The following is a 24,958-nucleotide window of genomic DNA, read 5'->3' on the forward strand; positions in this document are numbered from 1 at the left end:
ATCGCTGCCATTAGTGGACCGCTCAGTGTGCCGAAATATGCGACAAGTGCACGCAGGCCTTTGCTGCGCGTACAGACACGATCGCCGCCTCTTCACAAGCGAGGTGGACGCCATCCTTGATTGCGGAGGATACTCATTGAGAGTTCTTCATCGATGGTCAGGGCGCTGATCTGCCGATGCCCCACATTCTCGAGGTCCTTCAGTCGTGCGAGGTCGCTTTTAGACTGAATAGCGCCGCTCGACCATCGCCACGACCGCTCTATCCTTTCGCTGCCCAGCACAGATAGCGTCGCAACAATTGGCTCGCATTACGGCATGCCGGCGTTCTCACATGCAGGCCTGCTCGCGCCCTCTCAGCAATTTGAAGAAGCAAATCGCTGGCGCCGGCCGGGCCGCTCCGGCGGGATTACAACAAACCGAAAGGCTCCCGCCCCACACTAGATGGTTCTATTGAACCCCAGTGTCTTAGAAACCGGACATGCGATCCCTGCTAGGCAGCCTCAGCGGCCCGTGATTTCGGCCTTCTTATAAGGGGCAAGCCGGCATCAATCGCAGGCCGGTCCATAGCCAGATGAGGACTGCCGATTTCATTGATGGGGTACTGCTCAGTCGCGCGATTATCCCAGATTGCAACGTCGCCTGATTTCCAGTTCCAGCGCAGGGTGTTCTCCGGCGCAGTAAGATAGGATTGAAGCAGTTCAAACAGTCTTTGGCTGGGATAACGCTGCAAGCCGACAAAGTTCTGCACGGAACCGCCTAGTGTGAGCATGCGCTCGCCGGTCTCCGGATGAACGCGAACGATCGGATGTGTCGTTTCGTAGATCGTTCCGGTGGATACGTCGTCCAATCGCCTCTTGTCGATTTCCGTGACGCCTTCCGCCACAGCGTAATCGAATGCGGCGCGACGCACAGCCCAGAGGTTATCGGCAAGCATCCGCAGGGGATCGGGAAGATCAAGGTAAGCAGCCGCAGTGCTCGACCAGGCGATGTCACCGTCAAAAGGCGGGACCGCGGCACCTCGCAGCACTGAGATCTTCGGACGGCCGGCACTGAAGACGTCGTCATCTTTCATCTGCCGGACATAACGATATAGGCGATCAGGGAGCGTTTCCGGGATTGTCGACTCTTCCTGCGTGCCCAGCATTATGGGATGCGGTATCAGCGAGCCGAGCAGAAGGGCGAAACGCTGTTGCTGGGCATCATCGAGATGCCCCTGATCACGAAAGAAGATGACCTTATGTTCGAGCAGCAGCCGCTTAATGGCTCCGATGACCTCGTCTGGCAAACCGTCCGATAGCGCAACGTTCTTGATTTCGGCGCCAAGCCGCTCCCCATGCCTGACGATGTCTGCTCGTGGAATGACGTTATCAACGATCACATTGCTACTCATGACGGCGCCTCTCTCTGTGGATGTCTAAACAAAGCCCCCGAGATTGGTAATGATGCTGTGCGAGTTGACGAGCGATCTTGATGAACCTATCCGAATTGCCTGATCCAGGCCGCGCACCGAGCCAAGCAGGATTTCGGATATGGATCACCGTCATTTCACAGTCTGACTCCCTCTGTGCGTACGCATCCAATCCGGATTCGATCGAAGAACGCTCAGGAATAACGCAGTCGGATCGATTGCGGATCGATCAACAGCCTCGCTTGGACACCAGAAATCATAGAGGCAATCCATGTCTGGTCCATGAAACGAAACCAGCTTTGTTTCCCGATCTTCAGCAACATTCGCTCGTCGCCGAATGAAGCCTTGAAAGATATTTGACACGACGGTGGATACGCCACTGAAGCGATCCATATGGCCTCATCCGCACGACATTGGACGAATGCATCATTCGGCGATCTGCACTCATTGAACAGAAAAGGGCATTCTCACCCTATTGTGGTTAATTTATATAAAGCAACTTATGCGTGCGCGCAATCCTTGTTTGCGGCTTTGAGTTTAAGATGCGCGCGCGTTTCATCTGTTTGTCACCTCGGGCTCTGAATTCGTCCGAATGAGCGACGTGCAAAATTTGAACGCTGCAACTGCAGTTGCAGTTTAACAACTGACTCATTCCCACCATTTGCGGATCTGCGGACCGTATTGAGCGGTCCAGCTGTGACTTGCGTCTTTGCTCTGTCCGTAGGGTGTGGTCGCAGATTACCGCTGAAATAGAAATAGTGTGCGGACCAGCAGGAATACTGTGCGCGACAACAAGGGACTGGAGTGGAGCGCCAAATCGGACCAACGCGGTATTTCCTTCGGCTCTGAGCCGAACGGAAATGGCGCCCTCCAGCGGATATTAGCGTCGTCGGATTCGAGCCGCCCTTCGAGTGGGGCCGTAACAATGCAGCGCCAGGTCAGGATCTCAGGACTGCAAACCTCAAATTCGCTGCGCTCTTTTTGATCTCCCCACCCCTATTGGCAGGTCGACGCTCAAGCGACGTCAGATAAGATCGTAAGTGAGGGCAACTCTTAATGATCGCCCTAGGTCTCCCCCTCTCCAGCGACAACTGCAGGGCGCGTGATCGTGGTCACACACGCAAAATAAATGCACGCTTTCCGGGAAGGCGACGAAAGAATGCTCCAGCAGCAAAACAAAGCGGCCACACGGCCGAGCCAGGGCGCAAGATGCGCGCAACTGGGCCAGCCTTAGTAGCCGAGGATTCGTCACGAAAGCACTACTTGCATGGGCCTATTGCAAAGACGCTTTAAGCACCACGCAGTGCTTCCGCTCTTCTTCCTCGCGCTGACACTGAGCTCGTAACCGCTACACGCAATGAGGCCCTTTTTCTCGGGGACCACTCCCAAGCAGAACAGCACGAAGCCAAGCACAATTTGTGGAAACGACGTTTCATGGGCAGTTCTCATAAATTTGGGTCGGTACCCGTTCATGGATGATCGGCTCCTTACGAAGTTCCGTGGAATGGACGATGTAACAGGAGACTTGGAAAATGACGCGATGGATGGCTTCGTTATGCCTGTGCTTTGGAGCGTTACAGCTAACTCCGGCCGAGGCGCAACCTATCTGGACTTGGACCAATCAATATGGCTCAACGCTGAGCGTCGACAGCTTTAACCAGAGTACAGGCGCAATCGCCGGCACTTACACGAACAATGCAAGCAACAGCTGCGACGAAGGTGTGCCTCAAGCAGCAACTGGCTGGCTTGCTCGGTCCAATCAAGGCACAGCGATCAGTTTTACCGTGAACTTCGCTGGATGCGGCTCGACCACCGTTTGGACGGGGCAGCTCAATACCGCGTCGGGCTTTCAAGGGCTTTGGCTGCTCTCACTTGCAGAGCCGGTTGTATGGAATGGCGTCAGCGCCGGCGCCGACAGCTTCACATTCAAGACGGGCGACAGGGCACAGTTGCTATCCAGTGGCGGGGTGGCGGCTGAGAGCAGCGCAGGCGAGAAACTCTCCAACACGAAGAAGAGCCCGAAGTGACATCGAACTCCACTTGGCAGGTCTGACTGCCCAAATACTGAAGCAGACGGCCAATGTAGGGTTCGAAAGCGAACGTGCGACCGACGGGAATGATCCGCCCAGTTCATACGCATGAACCGAAAGCTGATCGCTTGTCCGCTGCACGCCTTCCGGAGGCTCGCTGACTTCATGGGCAGCGTGCCGCCGCGTTAGTATGCTTGTTTGTCAAAGCTGCAGGATCGCGCAGCCGGCAAGACGAAAGTGGCGACACCTTTGCGACTTTCTCCTGCTTCCCATCGGTCGTGCTCGGGATGGTGTGCCAATCAGGTTAGCCGCAAACACCCTATCGCTCCATCTTTCTCGCGCCCTCGACCACTACGCGTTCAAAGCGCGCTCCAGGATTTCGTCCGGTATCCAGAACTCCGCGTGATTTGATCGGAGCCAGCACATCACTGGCGCAGTTGATCTCGGAACTGCGATTCCGGTCGACGTGACAGTTCTCGACAGAATTGATCGACTGAACTGATCCTTTGAGGAAGCATGGTCACGGTCGATCTTCTCGCTTTTTGAGCCTCCTCGCGTGCATGCGCGCTATCTCATCCGGCCAGAATAGTCATTGCCGCACTCCAGTTGGTCGTGTTATCGGCTCGCAAGCTGTCCACGCTCTTCCCGGGGTTGCCCCGGTCAATTGCAATGCACGCGGTCCGCTTCGGCAGGCCTGCCTGTTGCAGCGTTAAACAACCTTTCTTACGCGACCTCACGCCATCTCGCGTAAACCCACCCGTTTCGGATCCGCTTGCACGACGGTGCGCTCCGTGAACGCTTCCGGTTACAGAGGCATCTTGCTGATGGATCTGATCGGCGTGCTTAATCCTCTTTGGTTGAACCGGCAGGTTCGTCGGCACCGCTACCTTCAGATGAATGCCGACGGGAACCTTGCTGCAGCCACATCGAGGGAGCGCTTGTCAATGCGTTATGGCCGACTTGCCTGAGAACATCGACGGACGTCTCGCCTCGAGCGGCGGCTTCTAGAATCTTGGAAGCGACATGCGTTCGGATGCCAATCTCATGACGGGACAGCCCTTTGCAAACCTCATCCAGAACTCGACGGAGACAGGCAGTCATTTCGGAGTCGAGCATGGAAGGTCTCCTCCAATGAAGCGATGCAATGGCTACACCGCAAGCGCGAGTTTCACGACATAAATATTATCAATCGCCGGCGTAAACGGAAAGAAATGGCCCTACTGAGTTTCCTCACTTAAGGTTGCGCGATCTTACAATAGAACGGCGCAGCGCGTCATCAAGCCTGATGTCTTTGGCGAGATTGCCGACACATTCGGACGAGTCGTTCGATAACGTGATGGCCTCCTCGGCGCCAAGCAGGGCCTCGCGGCTGAATCTATCCGCTCAGATATCCACTCGCGGGGTGCCATCAATGATTGGCGATCTATTCGATCTCGCGAGCCCGGCAAAGCTCCGTCGATTGCGCAGATAGTCCACGGATCCAGTTGACGTTCCGAGTAGATGTCGGCGCATTCTATGCCGAGCTCGAGCACGCGATGCCCTCCCGCGTTAGCAGCACCGAAGAACACCAAAGCTCGACTGCTGCTGGCCCCCTTGCCTGATTGATTGATCGGCCAAGCTACGCGCGCTTCGGGCGCTACTGGCACCGAACAGAGGGCCGGCGCCGTGTCCGATCCGCGGAATGGCCTGCTCGCCAGCCTGATGGGCGAACGCCGGCCTTCCAGGCTAACGTCTGCCCTACAGCGTCTTCAAATACTCAAGCAACGCCCGCCGTTCGGCGTCGGTCAAGTCCGGACCGATCACGCCAGGCGGCAGCTTCGTGATATCGGTTTCTGTGCCCTCGAACGAATGCCCGCGATTGCTGTTCCCAAGCAGCGACACGTTGAAGTCTGTCAGACCGGCCGCGCAGGCCTCGCTCGCTCGCACTTTCGTAACAAGCCCGACGTTGACTGGATCGAACTTGCGGCTGCCGACGCAGAAAGAACTCGGCCGCCGGCCCTGTGGCAACAACATGTCCTTGAGCGTCGGCACGGACCCATTGTGCAGGTATGGGGCCGTTGCCCAAACCCCGTCCAGCGGGCGTGCTCGGTATTGAGGTTCAAGAGCAAGGACATCTTCATCCTTGCCGTTACGGCTCACCCGCGCTCCAAGATATGCTCGCGGGTTTTGGCAGTTTTTCCTCGGCCCCCACATCTGCTGCTTGGCTTGTTCGGAGGAGTTGTTCGCGACGTTCCATTGATCGATGGTCTTGCCCACCACGTCCATCAGCGCGAGCACAAACAGGGGATCTGCCGACCGGTCGTCTGGAAGGCCGCACCCCCAGGCTTTGTTCAGATCGTTCACTGGATCGAGTCCGAGCGACCGGGGTAAGTGAACGCGTCGCGTCGCCAGGACACTGGATTGTTGAGGATCGGTCCCGATCACATTAACTGGCAGCTGAACGACGTTAAAATAGTGGCGTCCGCCGATCTCCACCCAATTCTTCTCGCCCTTAGCCGAGCGATCTGGGTTCTCCAGCTTCCAGAACGAATCCTCCGGCCACTTGGTATCGAATGCGCCATCATTGACCGGTCCTCTGTGGCATTCAAAGCAATGCGAGCGATAAAGATCGCGACCTTTCGCAACGAGTTTTTCGTCGATGGCCCAGGCCGGATCGCCTCGGAATCTGTCTTGCGCGTCCTTCCATCGTGGCGCAACAAGCCCGTTGAATTTTCTGTCGCCCCCCTCGGCTGACGAAAAGGGATCGGTCCCACGCAAAAGCTCCTCAAAGCGCGCGATGTCCGATAGATGGATGGATGATTCGAAGAGCGGCCGTCCTGGTTCGGACGCCCTCATATTGATTTTCGCGGTGACGCCGAGCGCCTCGCCGGAATTACGAACAAGTTCGTTGAAAACAGAGGCGTCATACTGCGCCCAAAGGAAGTAGGGCGTGTCCCAGATTGGCGGAAAACTCACAGGCGCGTCGTTGCGCACGAAGTTGCCCTTGAGTAGCGGATCTGGGAGTTCTCCGGTCACAGGATCCAGAAAATTGGTATAGAAGACCTGGTTGCCGATCCGGTTCAAGGCATCAAGGCGCCCGAAACCCTCATCGAGATCGGCTAACCCCTGCCGCGTGAAAAGACCATCGCTTGCAGCCTTTTGCTTCTTGATCTTTTGAAATGCTAGCTCCAGACCACTTCGAAGCTTCTTGCGGTCGACGCTTCTGCCTTCAATGCTTTCCAGCCGGCTGGCGAAGCGTTCGAACCTCCACGGCAGGATCAGCGTATAGGCGATCGACAGCCCGATGACCCCTTCAACCTCGCCGAGATTGACCATCGCCGGCCCGCCATCGTAACGAATGCTGACATTCTTGTACTCGAGATGACCGGTATGACAGGCCGCGCAAGTTAGTCCGATCTGGTCTTCGTAGAGCGCTCCCGTTGTCGGGTCGATGCCCCCCTTCAGAATGGCGAAACCTACCGGCAAACCGGTTGGATTGTCAGGCGTGCCCGCTGTCCAAGCGGCGCCCGCGTCCCTCGCATCCTCATGATAGCCATATGCAGGTGAGTCCGTGGCAAAGTCCTTTGAGCTCGGGCTTGGGATGAAACCTAGGCGTCGCAGATAGTCGGTGTCCGTCAAGCTCGTGTAATGGATCGACAGCTCGGGCCGTTCCAGAGCCAAGAACCATCGATAGGGGACGGGAATGGTCGCCGTCCCCTGAGACGTGTGGTGGAACCAGTAGCGCTGTCGCGAACTCCAATTCTGGGGCAGCCAGTATGCGCTATCGATCTTCGATGGCGCGGGCAGTGTGGCCGGCAGCAATTGGGCAACCAGATTTGAGCTATTTTTGACCTTGAGCGCCGCATCGCGAAGCTTGTCTGGCACGAAGTACGCCATGCCTGCGAACACCACCGCGGCGAGTATGATCACAACGAATACGACCGCGAACAACAGACTGACGATATGAGGCCGACGCTTCAGCCGGCCACCAATCCAAGAACTGAACGAACGTGCCCCCATAGCAACCTCTCCCTAATCCCAAACTGCTTGCCGGCCGCGCGAGCACGGCCGGCGGTCGATGGCGCTTCTTACTTGTTCAGCAATTGGCTATTGATGAAGGCGACGACGTCAGCTGTCTCGGCTGCGGCCCGTCGCGTTATGGTCGCGGCCGCCGGGCCACCATGCAAGAACGAGGGAAACCAACCGAAATTGCGAACATTCCAATCTTCTTTCGGTAGAACGGCTCGGTTCACACCAGGCACCGTGAAGCCTTGTACGTTCCTGGCGAGTGGCTGCGCCGTCTCAGTGTGACAGCTCACGCAGTCCGTATTGAAGAAATGGCTCTTCTTCGTGTCCGCAATGATATTGACGATTTCGAGTACGCGGCTACTGGGGACGCTGGCATCGATAAAATCGGCCGTGGAGACACCCCTGCGATCGGCTGGCGGCAGGGGAGGATTCTGCAGCGCCGCGTGGCGACAGGTAGCTGGATTCTCGTTGTTCGTGACAGGCCGCGGGACGACGTGCGTTTCGCCGACTTTGCTGAACATCTGCGCGGCATGAAGACCATCGAGGGTCGGCCCGGGCACTGCTATCAGCCCGGCCTTGGGCACCCTTAGCATCGAGACGAAAACCCAGGGTTCGGGCGGTGAAATGCCCATGACAGCCATGGTGTTGAGGCGCTGCGGCGAGAGATGCTTTTGCAGCAACGCTTTGACCGCATCACGAAACGGCTTTGCGGATGCACCGACAAGGCCCGGGTGCACGTTCATGTCACCTGCTGTCGAGACCTTGACATTGCCGAACTTTCCCGCCGCAAGTTGATCACGCAAAGTCGCAACGTCACGAACGATCGCCTTGAAGGCTTCGTCGTCAGGTTTGAACCGCGGGAACGGCGCACAACCACCAAGAGGTGGATCGGGTTCGAGGTTGAAGCTGAATATCAGGTGACCGGCGGTGTCATGGACCTTGAAGCCTTCGGGTCCATTGGTTACCGGCTGAATGATCAAGCGGATTTGCGGTTGTCGACCAAACTGGGCGATGACATCAGGAGATAATCCCGGAGCTCCCGGGTCGATCCGGATGCCCGCAACGAACCAGGCATCGATCTTTTTAACGGCATCAGACAGCTTAATGCTGCGTACACCTGAATCCGGCACGCCCGGCTGTTCAGGATTTTCAGCGTTTGCGATAAAACGCGCGAAATCCTCATCGGACAAAAGCCGCTGCGGAGACCCAGTGGGGCCAGCGAGATCGGACACCGCGATCAGACCAGCGAGGTCTGCTGGTGCCTTTGGTGGAGGAAACAGGATGGACACGTCGTTGGCCGAAAGCGGCTTGGATAGCGTCTGGGCCGGGGCATTTCCGGCTCCCGAAGCAACGGCAAATAGCAGCCCCGCTGCGGACAAACTTGTAAACAGCCGACCAAACTTCGACCGGCGGATTGCACCTTTTCCCATTGTCGGCACTTTCCCTGTAAGGCTCAACGTTTGAATGTCAGATGTAGAAAGCGCCGCCTTCGAGCTTCCGCTCTCGGCAATACGGCACCTACCGGCGGATCAGGTTTCTCACTCGCTACCGTAGAATTCGCTTTGCCAGGTCTTGAGTTGAGTAGGATGTAACGCCTCCTCAATGCAGCCGAGGAACATCTGGCTTCTTGCATTGACACGCTCCCTATCAGCGGGGGCATGATCCATGTCCGTTTGCAGCGAACGCACGGCGATCCAGTCCTTCGAAGGGTCTTTGAGCAGTTCGAACATTGTTCCGTCCTGGTAGGGATGGAGCCGGAAGTGAGCGAATGCAACCTTGGCTGAAATCTTCGCATCACGCAGTGCATCGGGAAGCGTGAGGAGATCAAGCCCCGGCAAATCTCCGAGCGCTTGCATTTGATTCTGCGCTTCCTGATATTGCTCGCGTCCCACCAGTTGATACATCCCTCGTGGACGAAACAGCCAACCGTCTTCCGTTCCCACCTGGTTTCCGAACGGGTTGCCCTCGTAGGCAAGGACAAAGTTGGCCAATTCCTTGGGATGGTTGAGCAATGCGTCGATCGCGACGGGCGCCTTGTTCGCCGCTGCCAGATTGGCATTGTTCTTTTCTATCCGATCGCGCCATTTGCGCGGAAGCTGCGCGACGGCGCTGTAGGAGAAGTTTTCGCTGCTGCGCGTAAAGTCGGCGCTATCGTAGGAGATTGCCCCGAGGATATAGGCCAGGATATGCGGATCGGTCTCCTCGATACGGTCCCATTCCTGCAGCAAGGCTTTGACCTGCTCGGCCTGGAAATACGCCATATAGCTCTTTCGATATGGCGGCACGGGTGCCGGAGCCGGCAAACCGTCCTTGATCGATTGCGCCAGCTGGTGCTCGTACGCAGAAGCCCTGTCCTGGTACTTCTGATAGCCACGCTCCTGCAACCACTTCGTCTCATAACAGGCAAGTAATGGCTGCGGTTTGATCTTTGGAGCGGGCCGGTATTCCTTGTCCAACTCGTCGGCGTAAGCAGCCTGGGCGAGCTTGGCATCTTTGAGCGTTTCAAAGGCGGACGCGACAGATCCGTTCAAAAGATGAAACAACTTCACTTGGAGGCAATCGGCATTGCTCTGCTTCTTACGGGATTGATCGAAGTCATCCTTCGGCACACAATCCCAAAAGCGGCCGCTGCTCAGCGAGATGATATCTTCGGTTTTCTGAGATAGCGTCCAGCCAAGGGGCAGGTTGTAAAACGCTCCTGTGATGTCGATTCGACCGAACGTTGGAAAGCGCTGCACGTTTTGCGTCACATCTCTCGTTGGCTGGCGATCGATATTGTTCGCGTGGTTGAGCGCAACATAGGTCCGAGAGCTTCGCGTGCTCAGAAGCGCGCGCACCGGCTCCATGAGTTCACCGAACATGAAGGAACCGTGGTCTCCGAATTGACCGCTCACCAGCGACAGTAGATAGATCCTAAATTTTGGTGCGTCAGAGGTGCCCTTGATGCTGTTGAGCCGCTCAATCAAATCGAGCGCGGTCTCTATTCCGGAATTCTCGACATATCCGCCGTCCACCAGGCGCGCCTGCGGATTGGCGGTAATACAATCATTCCTCAAGGGGACCGTCGCTGCCGGCGTCACCCACGGAAACCGCGCGCTCGTAAAGGCCGCAGTGCTAAGCGGAATCCGCAGCGAGTGGCTCTTGACAGTTTGATCGGCTCCGGTGCCGGCGCGATCGAGGCTCGAGAGAATACACAGGTCTTTGTCTTTGGCATGAAGCGGATCGATATCAAAGGGAGAGATCACAACCCGTTTGCCGCTACCGGCATCCGTCGTGTTCAACAACAATGCCGGCATATTGTTGGAAGGTGTCCAATGCGACTGAAAGTCGGACTTTAGCAGATTGGATTGATCGCCCGCGCCCTTCTCGGCCTTGAGCATTCTGTCCGCAGCATTCTCCAGCGTGTATTCCAGAAAACGCGCCCGATCAAAACTTGGGATAGCGACTGGAGAAAACAGCTGGGTGAAATCGGTAAATAGAAAACCGGCAACCAAGGGCGAGAGGAAATCCGTCTCCAAGACGCTTGCAACCCGTTGTTCTATCGGCCCCGAAGCATCGATATCCTCGGCCCGGCCGACGCCGGCCAGAAAGTCCGCGATCTTCGGGCATGTCTTTGCGTCGGGAGCGATCGTATCAAGTGGCGCATTGTCGGCATGAAGCGCAGCCGCGAAAATTGCCGAGCCGACGCTCCCGCCGGAGACGCCGCTTATCGCGAACAGATGCTGCCGAAATGCCGGACAGAGATCCTGCATCCGGGCTAGAAAACGCGCCGCATTGTTGGCTGCGTAGATCCCTCCGCCCTGGGCGGCCACAATGAATACGGGATATTCTCCGAGCCTTTTGGCCTCCGCTATCCGCGAGCTTTGCAGAAGCCACTCACGAAATGCTTCGACTGCAGAAATACGCGTCTTCTCTTCCGGTTGGAAGGTTGCGCTGGCGACAGTGCGCAGGCCATGGTCGTCGCTTCCAAACAAGGAGGCAACCAGGAACAAGCCTCCAAAGACGACCGGGATGAATGGGAAATTTAATCTGATCGTCAGCAGCGCAAAGTGGGTGGTCAGACCAACCACGCACGTCGTGAAGAGAGCGATCACGCCGAACGATCCGGCGAGCTGCGCAAGCCTATCGGGAAGCAAAACGAATCCCGTCGTCAGAAGAGCGATGCCGCCGATCGTGAGCGCGAGAAATCTGTAGCGAATGAAATAGGCGTTGTTCGCCCGGCTCGCAAGCTCAGTCGATCGATCTCTCGATCCCATCCGCCAAGCGAATGCAACGAAGCAGGCGAGCAGGACCAACATGGCGAAGGCGAGGATGAGCAGCATGTTCCGCTCGAACGCGAGCGCCTGGTCCTGAATGCGGAAGATACTTCCGACTTCCTCGACCTCGCCGATCTTTTCGGCCGGCCGCGAGACGATTTGACCTGCGATCGCGGCGACGATCGGAAGCGCTCCGAGCACAATGGGCGCGAGTTTTATATAGAGAGCAAGCCTGCCCGTAGCGCGGGGGATTAGAGGCAGAGTTGCGATGGTAAGCTGAAATGCAGCCACCCAGATCGTTATCGCGATTACGCCAAGGGCAATAAACTCCCTGACCGTCACCCACCCAATATCGTCAGCGGCTATTCGGTAGAGCTCCTGAATCTGATCCGGCAAATAGAGCAAAATTGAAACAGCTAGCGAGAGAACAACAATCCACCGCAGATTGCGCAACAATGTAAAAAGCTGCTCGCGCACAGTCATCGCGTCATGTCCTAACGGAGATAATCCTAAGCGAGCGAAATAGACCTAGATTCCAAAAACCTCGTAACCGCTCTCATAGAAAGCATTACGCCGGACATGACGCGCGGCCCTGCAATAAACTGGACACGTGTTGAACGATGGACACTTAACCTACAGTAGTGGGTCGCTTTATCGGAACATTCTGTTGGGCGGTCAAGAGATTTTCGATGCGGATGACTAGATCAATGACGCCGATGTTCCACACCTCGAATTCATAAGATGCGCAGTTTTTCTTCACCCATTCGCTCAGAACGCGAGAAATCCGCACACTCGCCGCCCTGCTCCTTGATCGATCCTAGTCCTTGATCATCACAGGAAGATGTACGGCTCAACGCTTACGGACACTGTCCGCTCCGGCAGCGGTTGACACCTGCGCATGTAGATCGGCGCGCACAGCCTGTGTACCCGCGGACACCGGCTCACACGGCGCCACTCAAAATTGCTCGTTCAGATTGGAAGTGCTTGCCAAGACCGGCCTTTGTACAAATCGCACAAACCATTTTCGCATCAGGGGGTGTTGGCTGCGCCACGACTCGATTAGGTAGAGCCGTGACCAACCCAACTGGAGAAACGCACACATGCTTACCGACGGTTTTTATGTTGCCAAGTTTAAGACACCAAAGGGGGCAGGCGCGGGCGTGGTCATGCTCTCCAATGGCCAATTGCGTGGCGGAGACTCGGCGATTCTTTACAGTGGTACCTATCAGCAAAATGGAGATAGCTTTAGCGCGACGATTTCCACCAAGCGCCACTCCCAGGGCATGCCGTCGGTCTTCGGTGTCGACACCGTGACTATTTCACTGAGCGGTAAGTCCTCAAATGGATCCGCGTCCTGTAGCGGCAGCGCAGCAGGCGTGAAGTTCGAGGCAGAATTGCACCGCGTCGCTGATTGAGAGCGGTCAAGGCATAACCGCGCGGCTATCGCACGATCGTGCAAAGGGCTGGCGTTTCCGAACTCGACATCCGTCTCTTGGTGAACCACTCGCTCGGGCGCAAATGCCTGCCACATTAAACTCGTCGCGTGGATGAGGTAGCTCGGTCCCATCGGCTGGTCAGACGAATTCCATTGCCACTACGCCTGCAGGGATCAACCGCGAACACAGGTTGGGACCGAGTTCGGCCTTGACCGGTCAAGCGCAAGAGGGTGGGCACGGCGGCTATCGATCTAGTATCGGGCGAGACCCATGGCGCCGCCGTTTGCATGCGTCGCTGTTTGCAGGCACCGTCGATCGTCAGACTAAACCTGCCGCTGGCCACCTGTGCTTTGTCGTTGGCTGCCGCGATGAGCCTCCGACTGACAACACAGATATGAAGTGCACCTACGGCACGCAATCGCTGCGATGTGCTGGTATCGGGCGATAGACTCCCGGAAATGTCAAAAATGATCGCGGGACCTTGCTCTAGCAGCTCTCGCCGCCGGCCTCGGGTTCATTGCCGTCGTGAAACAAACTTCATACCCAATTCTCCGTGGTAAGCCACCGCCTCACGCTAGGCGCCGAAATGAGCGGATGGCATCGCCCTGCCAAGCGTTACTTCGCTCTGAGATAGCTCACTGGGCGATTTGTTGTCGAAGACTGTCCCGCATTCCGCGTTCGCGGACGAGACGAAGCGTCGTAGGCCGAGCGGGACGTTCGTGCTCACCGCAGGCATCGAAGTGCAGCACGCGGTTAAACGCCGGGATCAGTTCCTTCGGCTAACATCGCATAGCCTCCATGCGGACCGCATCACGACCATAAGCCCATCGCCGAACATGGTCCCTCTCATCTCCTCTTTCAGCGCGTGTTGCCTGCCCGGACGCCAGATCGACGTTTCTACTTTAGCGCCGTGGTTTGAAATCATCGAGCCGGAAAGACGTCTTGAACTCAGCTTGCAGTATCTCTGCCGATAGAGGAGAAATCCAGGGCAGTCGGCCTAACCATCTTACCCGGCCAATCTCGCAAACCGCTCTGACGGCATCTGAATTCTTTTCCCCCATAAAGGCGATCCCGAGCACGTCAATCTGACGCCTTCGCAGAGCCTCTATGGATAGCAGCGATGAATTGACCGTTCCGAACGCTGTGCTGGCGCAGAGCACAACGGGAAGCCGCCATCTCTCGAAGATGTCAATGTAAAGCGTGCCGCAGTTCAGCGGCTCCATTAGCCCGCCCGCGCCCTCGATGACGAGCGGCTGCCCACCGGTGTCCGGCACGTCGAGGGAGTCCGTGTCGATGCGAACCTCGTCAAACTCAGCGGAACATTGGGACGAAGCAGCCGCTGGCAGACGATAACGCTCTGGCAACACACGGCCGGCCGGAAGACTGCCAAGCCGAGCGACGCGTTCGGTATCCGTCTCTCCTTCAACGCCCGCCTGACTCGGCTTCCAAAAATTCGCGCTGAGGAGATTGACGAGCCCTGCGCAGAAAACCGTCTTTCCAACCCCGCTGCCCGTACCGGCTACCACAATCCGCTGCTGACTCATCGAGCCTAACCTCTTATCTCATTATCTAGAACCATGGTCCGCACGTGATCTCAGGACATTCAGTGTCACGAAAACCCACAAAGCTGCATAGTCGGCAAGACTGCCTCACATTTTGGAAGATCCGTAGCCAGCGATCGGCACAGCTAATCCCAACCTAAATGAAGCACAGGCTCTTTCGGCGACCTCACATTTCTCCATGGGCTTAGAGCCGCGGCTCACAATTCATGCAAGACACCTATGGCAAGCGGCTGCCCTGAAGCCCCTGCCAGTCTCCCCCTATGCGAACTGATAGGCTGCATCGTCGACAATTGCCGAAACCATCCTCTCTAAGTTGCGCTTCGTGTGTTGTGGCAGGCTAAGATTGCTATCCGCCGATAAACACGGTCCAAATCAGACAGTGACATTCGCGTTGGAGGCGACGTATCCCAATGGGCACATAACGGTACACTTCGGACGCTCGCTGTCCGACATGGGCAAGTTCGCTTGGTTTCACATTTGAAACTCAAGGGTCTTTTTCTTAAAATATCCACGGCTCATGAGCCGCAAGGAGGCGATTTTGCGCGTTCTCGGCTTCGCGGCACGAGTGTCCATGCAGGCGCCCGAGCGGCTCGCCGATTCACATCAAGCAATCGGGATGGTCCCGCCAAAGTGCAAGTCGCCTCTGCCCAAAAGAAACAGGCAGCAGAACCGCCAAGGTCACCGTTGCTGTGAGCGATTTTGCAGCATTGCATGGAGCTTGATCGCGATGTAGGAACGCCTCCAGTGAGACACACGCTAGCGGCCCATGATCCGTCACATCGTCTTCTTCTCAGCCAAAAATGAAACCAGTATCGACCAACTCGTCGAAGGCCTGTCGATTCTCACCTCAATCCCACATGCACGCCGGCTCGAGGTTGCGCGCAACCGCAAGAGCGACCAGCTCGGTAATGATATCGACGTTGTTGTTTATGGCGAGTTCGGCAGCGAGACGGACCTGGCTGCGTACAAAGCGCACGATTTGTACCGAGAAGCGATCCGACGCGCACGGCCACTGCGAGAGCTTCGGTTCGCCGCTGACTATGAGCTATCAACAGACGTGGATTTCGCTGGAGCCGCAGGTCTAAGCCAAGTTGTGCGGCGCAGCCGACCATCTGGCTGCGGCTAACTTCGATGACCAGCCCCGGAGGCGTGGCACGGACGGGACGGAAATTGCCCCTCTTCAGAACGACGTCACAATCGGTGCGGCCTTCACAGCCTGCTGCGCGTTGGTAACCGATAGCTCCATGTACGTCCGCGAGATGCCGTGGATTGGACCCCTTCAGGCGCTGCGATGCCTTGCGCAGGAGCCGCAGCCTACCTTTCTTGATAGTGCGGCGGAGCATGAGCTGCTTGGGCGGTACTCATATTTGGCCTGCGACCCGTTTGGCACCTATTCCGTCGCCGATGGACAGGCGCGTTGGAATGCAGAGGCGCTTACAGGCGACCCATGGGCTGTCCTCCGCAGCCTTCTCGCTAGATACCAACAAGTGCATCACCCGAATCTCCCTCCGTTCCAGGGCGGCGCTGCCGGCTTCCTTGCGTACGATCTGAACCGAACGCTGGAGCGGCTGGCGGTGTCGTCAATTCGCCCTCTCCGGTTCCCTCAATCGGTTCTACATTTCTACGACGTGGTGGTCAGCTTCGATCACCGAGACCATAAGTGCTGGATCGTCTCGACAGGGTGGCCGGAGCAAGACCCCGCTCGCCGAGCTGAGCGAGCGCGCCGTCGCGCCGACGAGTTTGCATTGCTGCTTGCCAGGCCACACCTGCCGGGAACTATCATCCCCAGCGCTGCGGGCGCATGGCGTTCGAACTTTAGCCGTGAGGGTTTCATAGCAGCGGTCCAGCGCGTCATAGAGCTCATTCGCGACGGAGAGATATTCCAGGCGAACATCGCGCAATGCTTCAGCGCCAGGGTGTCGCCCCTGTTCGATCCGCTCAGCTTCTATTGCCAACTCCGGTCATTGAATCCGGCGCCGTTTGCGGCCCTCCTGCGCTACGACAAGCTGACAATTGCATCGAGCTCGCCTGAACGATTTTTGAAACTCGGCGGACGGCAGGTCGAAACGCGCCCGATCAAGGGAACAATCGCGCGCTCCGCCGATCCGGAAGAGGATCGGCGCCGCGCCGAGGTTCTCGTCGCGTCCGAAAAGGATCGCGCCGAGAATATTATGATCGTTGATCTGCTGCGCAACGATCTGTCACGCGTTTGTACGGACGATTCGGTCGAGGTTGCAACCCTCTGCAACCTGGAATCCTATGCCTCGGTCCATCACCTGGTCTCAAGCGTCGGGGGCGCGCTTGCTGCAGGTCAAGACGCTGTCAGTCTGCTTCGCGCCTGCTTTCCGGGCGGCTCCGTGACAGGCGCTCCAAAGGTGCGCGCGATGGAGATCATTGCCGACGTCGAGCGATTGGCGCGAGGCGTCTATTGCGGAGCGATCGGCTTCATCGGCTTCAATGGACACATGGACACCAACATTGCGATCCGCACCGTGATTGTCGACGACGATGGCCTGGCCAGGTTTCATGCGGGGGGCGGAATAACCGCGATGTCGGATTCCGAAGCGGAATATGAAGAGACGCTTGCCAAGGCTCAGCGGCTGTTCGATGCCTTTAATGCTGATCTGTCCGGTGTATTTTGATCTTCATCATCGACAATTACGACTCCTTCGTTTTCAATATTGCGCGCTACTTCCGCAGACTTGGTGCGGAAACCGAGGTTGTCCGGAATGACGCCATCCGCTGCACCGATCTTGTTGCGCTCAAGCCACGCGCAATCGTCATCTCTCCCGGCCCCTGCACGCCAATGGAGGCCGGTATATCCACGGCCGTAGTCCGCGAATTTTCGGGTCGCATCCCAATTCTTGGAATCTGTCTCGGGCACCAGTGTATTGGGAGCGTTTTCGGCGGACGGGTTGCGCGCGCCCGTTGTCCTATGCACGGCCGGGCCTCAGACATAACGCATGACGGCCAAGGACTATTCAAAGAGCTCCCGTCTCCGCTCTCTGTTGGACGCTACCATTCTCTGACGATTGAATTCGGCCAATCAGACGCGCCGCCTCTCCTGGTGACAGCCCGTTCAGATCAAGGTGAGATCATGGCTTTGTCACATCGGCAACACCCAACCTATGGAGTGCAGTTCCACCCGGAGTCGGTACTTACCCAGCAAGGTCACATGTTGCTCATGAATTTCTTGCGATTGGCCGAGAATTTTCGCGCGTGAAGTCGGGGATTTTGTCGCGCAAGTGGCAGTCTACTTTGCAAGATTAGACGGCAAGCTGCGCGCCTTTTGAAGGTAGCGCTGCGCAGCGACGAAACAGCTCCGACCTTTTGAAGATGTAACAAAAAAGTAGAAAGAGCCTCAGTCGGTACGCTGCGTACGCAACTTTTTCTTTTGCTGCAGGCTGAATTGAATTACCTGGAGCCAGCACGCGTAGACCTCTTCGCATCACCTCCATTCGGTGAGTCGGGATCATCCTTTAGCCCAAATCGCAAAAATGTTTATCCAGATCCGCCAAGAGATTGGCGGTGCCTTGCGGTAGTCTCGCTACCGCTGCCCTAACGGGCGTTTCCTCCCTTGACTTGGCCGCCGGTCCTATGGATCGGCGGCTTTCTTCGACATCGTGTGAACGCCCTGATTTCGATAGTGTCAATCTGGAGCTCTACGATGCGGGGTTGGAGAGGCGGCTTGGGTTGAAAGAATTCATGGAACACAGAGGCGTGCAGTTCAGCATTCGAGAAGCGTTGCCGGGGGAGTGGCGCTACAGTTTTGAGGTCGATGGCAAGACGACCACAGGCAAGACCCGAACGCGGTTGCAACTTCTTGCAGTCCGTCGGGTCAAGGATCGCATTAATCGTGAACTGAATCGCAGAGCCGAACATGGATCTGATATAGGAAATTTTCAGGCGTCGACGCGCTTCCGACGTAAGCGGTGATGATTGCCTGCAAGAGTAACGCGAACGTGCTAAAGAAATGGAGACTGGGATTTGAGCCATGTCGCGCAAGGAATCTGGGCGGCGGCGCGCGACTAAGTCAACCCCCGGAACATCGACCTCGAATGAAATAACCAGTCATCTTACTTGGAACGGCCAGGTGTCCTTATTGCTGACGAAAGAGAAGCAAATGACTGAAAACGCCAACACTTCGGTAATTGATGAGCACATGGCACTTGTAGCCCGCATAATGGCGAAATTTATGTCCACTGGGCTCACCGTACATGACATCGACAGTCGCGGCGCCGAACTATTTCTGGGCGCATCAGTTAGTCAGGAAGATTTCATAGCCGCGCTACGCTGGATGATAAAGGAGCAATTGATCCACAGCGACGCTGTCAACGAAGCCGGTCGCGGAGCTGTGTTGATGGTTAGGCACGCACAACTCAGCGCGAAGGGACTCTCCGTTGTGCGGCAGAAGTTGTCTACCGGGGACACCATCGAAAAGCGGATCGAAAAAGCCGACGCCGGAGGCAAGGACTGGAGTAGCATCGGCGATTTAATTGGTGGAGTTGTTGGCGGCTTCTACAAGTCACTCGGATCAGCATAGGCTCGGCAAGCGCGAGATCCTATTTGGTTGGGAAAACCAACGCACGAAACAGTCGACGCCCAAGGAATGGCACAGCATGTCGTCTTGAAATGGACGGACGAGACTGTCTAACGGCTGCAACCTGACCGCTATCCGAGCTTAGGCGCCCTCACGGCGCGGCTCGATAGCAGGCATTACAGCCACCATCGAGTTTCGGTCGCGTGTCGCTCGGATGTAACAGTGTAATTGAACCAGGACAGACGGCAGCGGTCATTCCAGCGGCAAAGAAAACGCCGCGGGCGACTTCTTGTCTCGCTCGCAACCTGTTCGTCCCTTCGGCGGCAGAGTCGGAACCGAGACAGCTGCGGCTATCTCGGTCTGACTTATGAATTGGGCGAGATTAGCATCCGATGACCACTCCACGTAACCGAGGGCCGCAATGGCCACGGCTAACGGGATGAGCATGCCGACCACTAAGGTAGCGGCCGTTCGCGACCAGTTTTCGCTGCTGACTAATGGCATCGCGAATTCCTCCGACACCGGAGTTGTGACTGTGGCTCAATTCGTTACTTCCAAATGTGAACCACTTTACAGCTCACGCGCGCTTGAAGAAGCAGCCCCGGCCCCCTCGACTTTGTCGACTGTCATCGGCGTGTGGCTTGGTTCGTGCAAGACGGAGATGGCTGGGAATTTCAGCGTCCCAGTTCAGGAAGAAAGCGCCGCCGGGCGTGCATTTTTGAAACCGGCGGCGCCTTTTCTTGGGACCGAGCTTTACCTCATCGCTTGCCGGCCGATGTGGCGAAACCGCTTCGGCCGCGAACGACTCCAGCGGCAGTCCCGCTGGCTGCGCTGGCGAGCAAGACCGGCACCTTCGCGTCCCGCCCCCCTCCGTCGTCGCCCCGTTCTCCTCCCTGGGTCGTGGTAGGGTGTCTGCTTTTCTTAAAGGTATTTTCAGGGAGCGCTTACGCTTCATGAGCAATACCAATTATCCGAGGCAGCGCGGCCGAGATACTTCGGGATCGACAGCTTGGGGCTATCGGGCCGGTGCTTTGCCCAGGTACCGGCCTCAGAGCGCATTTCTCATGGCATCTTTCAGGCACATGAGCGCGAGTGCCCGTAAGCGCACCCAGTTCGCACGCGTCTCGGCCGATTCCTTGTTCGCCGAGGCGTCCCCATGGCGTTCATTAGCGGCTTCTCGCGAAGCGCGCTTCGGCGGGATCAACGTTCGTATGTCCTGGCGCACCACAGGCAGAGACGTCTCCCCGATAATCGCGCACACTACTTTCGGCTATCCGGCGACCCACGGGCTTGCTCTCCACTAGGAGTTGCGCTTAGTAGCGAGCGGCTGGGGAGGCTTTTTTTGATGAGAAATTTTGGAATGGTGGCGCTCGCCGCCGCCTTGGGTGGTTGTGCGTCATCGGCGTCGGATATCACGCCGAACTACGTTTCACCTGTGATGTATCAGTCCTACACCTGCCAACAGCTCGCCCTGGAAGCGCAGGGCGTATCTGCGCGCGCAGCTGCCCTCTCGGGTGCTCAGGACAGCCAGCGCACAAAGGACACAATAGCGACGACAGCCGCAGTCATCGTTTTCTGGCCCGCAGCGTTCCTGGTTGGCGGTGACAAGCAGACCGCGGCCGAGCTCGGTCAGATGAAGGGTCAGATGGTCGCAATCGAACAAGCCTCGATCGCTAAGAAGTGCAATATCCAGTTTCAGAACAAGCCGCCGACCTGACGCAGCGCGTTTTTCGAAACCGCACGCAGGGAAACCACTGGGTTAAACGTCACGCCATGGCCGTCCCGCCCCTCGCCGCCATTGCCGTACTGCTTTGTCTTGCAAGGCCGGCAGCCGCGGAATGCGGAGAACGAGGCGGCCCTGGTTATCGTGGCCCGAATGGCAAATGCGTCGGATGGGCTGAGATGGGCCGCATATGCGGCACTCCGCCCGAAACTCGATGTAGGCCTGAGGCTGTAGCCCCGCACGCAGCCGAAGCAGCCGGTCACGGCGCCAGGATCGAGGAGCTGCGCCAGCCGCAGAAGAAGTAATAGGCTCCCGCGCCGCAAGCAGAAGAAGTGCTGCCGAGGTCTGCTTGGGCTTTGGATTTAGACTTGGCGGTTTCGATTGCGCCAGCAACATGGCTGGCGACCCAATCAACAATTTGCCGACGGCGCCGCTAGTCCTGACGAGCTAGCTAGTGAGCCGCAAACGCACTCGTCAGAGGGCCCGAAAAATTCCAGAAGATGCGATGCACCGGAACCGAAAATGAATCGATCGAGTTGATCTCCTAGGTGGGCAATTGCGGAGGGTGATATGGCCTTGCACTTCAGCCGCGTCGAGACTGGCGATCTGAAAATTTGGATCGCAAGCAGCGACGACTATTCATTTGTTATAGCAACGAGAGCTGAAGTGGACCTGGGTTGCATGGAGCGCACTGCTTCGTTGCGTCACATCGCGCCAATTTTCTGAACAAGCCAGCAACTCAGGTGCCAGATCGCCCTTCGAGACGTCGCTGAAGCCGGGCGGGGCTGCAACGCGTTCCTCGGCCTGATTATTTGATTATTGAGGGAGACGACCCGAGCACAGGTCGAGTGCGGCCCGAAAGGCCAAGAAGCCAAATGTAAGCAACAAGACGGCGATCGGACGGCTGGAGCGCTGTCCGGATCGCTGCCTAAGCCAATCCAACAGCGGAAAGTCAGCCGCGGCGCCGGGAGGTGCTTCTGGCGCCCTGTCAAACGACAGCCGTAGATCGCGCCCTGATCCGAAGGACCGACAGGCCGCCAGAGGCAACACGTCAAATACAATGACGTCCGCCATCACCCGGGAGCTCGAGGGCAGGCAGTGCAATAAGCAGTTTGTTCAACAAGGCCGCCCTACCCTTCGGGTCGACCGTTTCTTTCATTCGACAAGATAGATGCCCCAGGGCCGCCTTCCCTGGCAAAGGCCACATACCGCTGCAATTATTGCCGCCGTGCGCCCAAATTTGGGTGGAAGTGCCGCTTAGGTCCGGCAGTCGGGTTCCGATCTTGAGGGCGCCTACCGGACGCCCGACGGCTCCAGCTAGGCCGACTCTAGCATGCCATGAGCGGCTGACATTTTTCCTATCATTTTCAATATCTTAATCTGGATCTATGATGCTCCAGTGGACGCTCAGCCGACGAATCAACTAGCCAGAAAGCCGGTCAGCGTCCGTTGTTCACAGGGAAGCGTCTTTCGTAGCGGTGTCGCCACGCTAGAATATCCATTTAGGTTGTCCACCATGGCCAAGAGCGACCTCCTCATCTCACTCGTGCGAGCCGGCGCCGCCGGCGATAAGCCCATGCTGCGTTCGACGGTCGAAGCGCTCGTGGCCGATGAGCGCGCCAAAAGCCATCACGCAGTCGCAGATAGGCTCGAACGGGCGTTACAAGCGGTCGCCGTTACGCCGCCGAGCTCGACCACATCTCAGCGATCCGCTCACGCCAGCGGCCGCGATACGATCTTGGAAGTCACAGCGCGCATTTCGATTGACGACCTGGTATTGCCGCTTCCGGCAAGGGCCGAAGGACTTCAATTAATCGAAGAACACGTACGTGCTGATGTACTTCGAGCCAATGGATACGAGCCGCGGCATCGAATTCTGCTATCTGGCCCTCCCGGAAACGGCAAGACATCCTTTGCGGAAGCGATTGCTGAAGGGCTCGCCCTACCGTTCTTTGTCGTTCGCTACGACGCGCTGGTTGGGAGTTACTTAGGCGAAACGAACGCGCGCCTTCGCACCCTCTTCGACTACGCGCGCACTCAACCGTGCGTCCTGTTTTTCGATGAGTTCGATGCGATTGGCAAGGAACGTGGAGATGACCATGAGACTGGAGAAATCAAGCGCGTCGTTTCGTTCTTATTGATGCAAATTGATAAGCTTCCAAGCTACGTCGTTACAATCGCGGCAACCAATCATGCCGAATTGCTCGATAGTGCGCGGCGGCGATCAGGGTGAGACTTCGTATTGCCTCACATGTCGATGCTCCCGAGTGCGATCGGTTGCCTCATTTATTTTGCTCCCGGCTTGGGTTGAGGAGGAGGCCGGGTGCGGAGATGGCCGGGGTTTCGGAGCGCCCGGCCTCCTCCGCTGGCACCTGGCACATCATTGGGGTGTTGTGACCTCATACCCCGGAAGCGTTTCCTCCGTAGGAACGAACAGTAACGCGTTCGCTTGCTCGCTGCGCCAGGATTTAAGTCGACGTTGAAGCGTTCGAAGAAGCTTGTTCGGATAGGCTCCAGGATATTCCACCTGCAACCGGGAGAGCAGTTCGCTGCCAGTCCGCCAAGGTTCGACTTCAAACCATTTTCGCAAATCTGGCGTTGCCCTGATGAGCGGGTCGGGACGGCGCCGGCCTCTCTTCGCTTTCACGATCGGCCGATCCGTCGGTCGCATAGCTCCGTCCTTCCAGGCGGTTCGTAGACTTGCCAGAAAGAGATCAATCGATTGCGATGCCGCAGCAGGATTGACGATTGGCTGGGTATCCGCAAGCCCCGCGAGGCGTTCCTGCGCGCCGCGGATATCGCGCAACAACGCGACCGGGTCGAGAGCAGCATAGATTTCTTGGAGTTGGGCGCGAACCGCGTCGGGCGTGCGGGCGTCGGCGGCCAAGCGCTGGTGTGGTGTTGCCGGCGCGCTGTATGTCTTGCGCACACGCGCACCGTCGCGCTGCTTGGCTATCAATTTGAACGAGGGTTGGAAGAAGTTCACGAACAGGCGCGCCGATCGATAGAGTTCAGCCAGCAGCTTGGCCGCTTCCAGGCCCTCGAACCGACGATAGCCGACCATCCTACGCACGACGGCGCCGTTCTTCTGCTCGACGAACGCCTGGTCATTCTTTCGGTAGGGCCGGCAACGCGTGAAGACGATGTCGGCCGCCTCGCAGTAGGCTTTCAGCGTCTCGTTCATGAACACGGTATCATTGTCAGTATCGAGGCCGAGCAGCGCAAAAGGCAATTGTTTGCGCAATTCCGTCAGCACCGTGCTCAACAGCGTCTGTTCGCGCACGATCAGAGGAGCGCACTCCGTCCAACCGGTAGCAATGTCGGTGAGCACGAGGGTCTGGATGAAGCTGCCGCGCGCAGATGGACCGCTATGCGCGACAAGGTCGGCCTCGACGAATCCCGGCGCCGGATCATTCCAATCTGCCGACGTCCTTATTGGAACACTGCGACGCAACGAGTGCGTCGCGTGCCGCCGGCGCTTGCGACCTAATTCTTCTCGGACCCGCACCAATGCGCGGTCGATCGTCGCAGCGCTCATCGCCAAAAGTTTGTCGCGGATCTCGGGGGCAAGGTCGAGGTGGCCGTGCCGTTCCATCGCCTCAATCAGCGCAGGCACTAACGCCTTCAGCCGCTTCCCGCAGATCCGGTCTGACGCCTCCCAAAGGAGCACGAGCGCGTTGTGTTCTGCCTCATTATAGACTCGACGTCGCGCCCGTCGGCCTGGGCGTGCGTCTTCCTGACCTCGAAGTAGTCGCATCGCATGCTTGCGATGGAATCCGGTGATGTCGACGAACTCGTCCAATATCCGCGCCTTCTTCGCGCGATCCGAACGCCGATAGCGCGCGCCTGCTGCCGCCGTCAGTTCCTTCCGCGTTGCCATGCTTAGCCACCCCATCTTCGCCCCCGCTCGTTCCCGATCCAAGGGAGCAATTTACGTGAGGCAACGGCTCAGCATCCGGTAACAATTAGGGCGAGGCAATGCGCGCTCTCATCCT

15 protein-coding genes are annotated in these 24,958 nt (G+C 57.4%); 9 read left to right on the forward strand and 6 right to left on the reverse strand.

From position 1 onward, the window contains the following. Nucleotides 1-490: 490 nt before the first annotated feature. Entirely contained in the window at nt 491-1,390 is a 900-nt protein-coding gene (locus ACZBJS_RS23670; RefSeq protein WP_463439311.1) for a TauD/TfdA dioxygenase family protein, read from the reverse strand. Between the two features lie 1,550 nt (nt 1,391-2,940). On the opposite strand from ACZBJS_RS23670, the gene ACZBJS_RS23675 reads away from it, so the two are divergent. Beyond that, the gene (locus tag ACZBJS_RS23675) at nt 2,941-3,435 is read left to right on the forward strand and encodes an avidin/streptavidin family protein (RefSeq protein WP_463439312.1); all 495 of its coding nucleotides are present in this window, start codon (nt 2,941-2,943) and stop codon (nt 3,433-3,435) included. A 1,740-nt stretch (nt 3,436-5,175) separates the two neighbouring features. Here the strand turns inward: ACZBJS_RS23675 and ACZBJS_RS23680 are convergent. From ACZBJS_RS23680 to ACZBJS_RS23690, 3 genes are all read right to left on the reverse strand, one after another. Continuing rightward, the gene (locus ACZBJS_RS23680; RefSeq protein ID WP_463439313.1) at nt 5,176-7,437 is read right to left on the reverse strand and encodes a di-heme-cytochrome C peroxidase; all 2,262 of its coding nucleotides are present in this window, start codon (nt 7,435-7,437) and stop codon (nt 5,176-5,178) included. Between the two features lie 68 nt (nt 7,438-7,505). After that, complete coding sequence (locus ACZBJS_RS23685; protein WP_463439314.1) at nt 7,506-8,876, reverse strand: hypothetical protein; 1,371 nt, start codon at nt 8,874-8,876, stop codon at nt 7,506-7,508. A gap of 108 nt (nt 8,877-8,984) precedes the next feature. Beyond that, complete coding sequence (locus tag ACZBJS_RS23690; RefSeq protein ID WP_463439315.1) at nt 8,985-12,185, reverse strand: hypothetical protein; 3,201 nt, start codon at nt 12,183-12,185, stop codon at nt 8,985-8,987. Between the two features lie 617 nt (nt 12,186-12,802). On the opposite strand from ACZBJS_RS23690, the gene ACZBJS_RS23695 reads away from it, so the two are divergent. Beyond that, nucleotides 12,803-13,117: a GrlR family regulatory protein gene (locus ACZBJS_RS23695; protein WP_463439316.1), complete on the forward strand. Its 315-nt coding sequence runs from the start codon at nt 12,803-12,805 to the stop codon at nt 13,115-13,117. A gap of 923 nt (nt 13,118-14,040) precedes the next feature. Here ACZBJS_RS23695 and ACZBJS_RS23700 read toward each other — a convergent pair. Beyond that, nucleotides 14,041-14,682, reverse strand: coding sequence for a dethiobiotin synthase (locus tag ACZBJS_RS23700; protein WP_463439317.1), 642 nt, complete (start codon nt 14,680-14,682; stop codon nt 14,041-14,043). A gap of 784 nt (nt 14,683-15,466) precedes the next feature. On the opposite strand from ACZBJS_RS23700, the gene ACZBJS_RS23705 reads away from it, so the two are divergent. The 7 genes from ACZBJS_RS23705 (at nt 15,467) to ACZBJS_RS23735 (ending at nt 23,196) form a co-directional block, all read left to right on the forward strand. Then, the gene (locus ACZBJS_RS23705) at nt 15,467-15,826 is read left to right on the forward strand and encodes a Dabb family protein (protein ID WP_463439318.1); all 360 of its coding nucleotides are present in this window, start codon (nt 15,467-15,469) and stop codon (nt 15,824-15,826) included. Between the two features lie 118 nt (nt 15,827-15,944). Next, the gene (gene pabB, locus ACZBJS_RS23710; RefSeq protein ID WP_463439319.1) at nt 15,945-17,342 is read left to right on the forward strand and encodes an aminodeoxychorismate synthase component I; all 1,398 of its coding nucleotides are present in this window, start codon (nt 15,945-15,947) and stop codon (nt 17,340-17,342) included. Further along, a complete protein-coding gene (locus ACZBJS_RS23715; protein WP_463439320.1) occupies nt 17,339-17,923 on the forward strand; it encodes an anthranilate synthase component II in 585 nt (194 codons plus the stop codon). The genes pabB and ACZBJS_RS23715 overlap by 4 nt, the downstream gene beginning before the upstream one ends. Before the next feature lie 470 nt (nt 17,924-18,393). Beyond that, nucleotides 18,394-18,636: a hypothetical protein gene (locus ACZBJS_RS23720; RefSeq protein WP_463439321.1), complete on the forward strand. Its 243-nt coding sequence runs from the start codon at nt 18,394-18,396 to the stop codon at nt 18,634-18,636. Nucleotides 18,637-18,694: 58 nt separating this feature from the next. Further along, the gene (locus ACZBJS_RS23725) at nt 18,695-19,243 is read left to right on the forward strand and encodes a hypothetical protein (RefSeq protein WP_463439322.1); all 549 of its coding nucleotides are present in this window, start codon (nt 18,695-18,697) and stop codon (nt 19,241-19,243) included. Nucleotides 19,244-20,600: 1,357 nt separating this feature from the next. Further along, on the forward strand, nt 20,601-20,957 hold the full coding sequence (locus ACZBJS_RS23730; RefSeq protein ID WP_463439323.1) for a hypothetical protein: 357 nt from the start codon (nt 20,601-20,603) through the stop codon (nt 20,955-20,957). A 1,522-nt stretch (nt 20,958-22,479) separates the two neighbouring features. Then, entirely contained in the window at nt 22,480-23,196 is a 717-nt protein-coding gene (locus ACZBJS_RS23735; RefSeq protein ID WP_463439324.1) for an AAA family ATPase, read from the forward strand. Nucleotides 23,197-23,343: 147 nt separating this feature from the next. Here ACZBJS_RS23735 and ACZBJS_RS23740 read toward each other — a convergent pair whose 3' ends face one another. Further along, a complete protein-coding gene (locus ACZBJS_RS23740) occupies nt 23,344-24,858 on the reverse strand; it encodes an ISNCY family transposase (protein ID WP_463439325.1) in 1,515 nt (504 codons plus the stop codon). Nucleotides 24,859-24,958 lie beyond the last annotated feature (100 nt).

It is taken from the genome of Bradyrhizobium sp. KZN70725 (genome assembly GCF_055264925.1).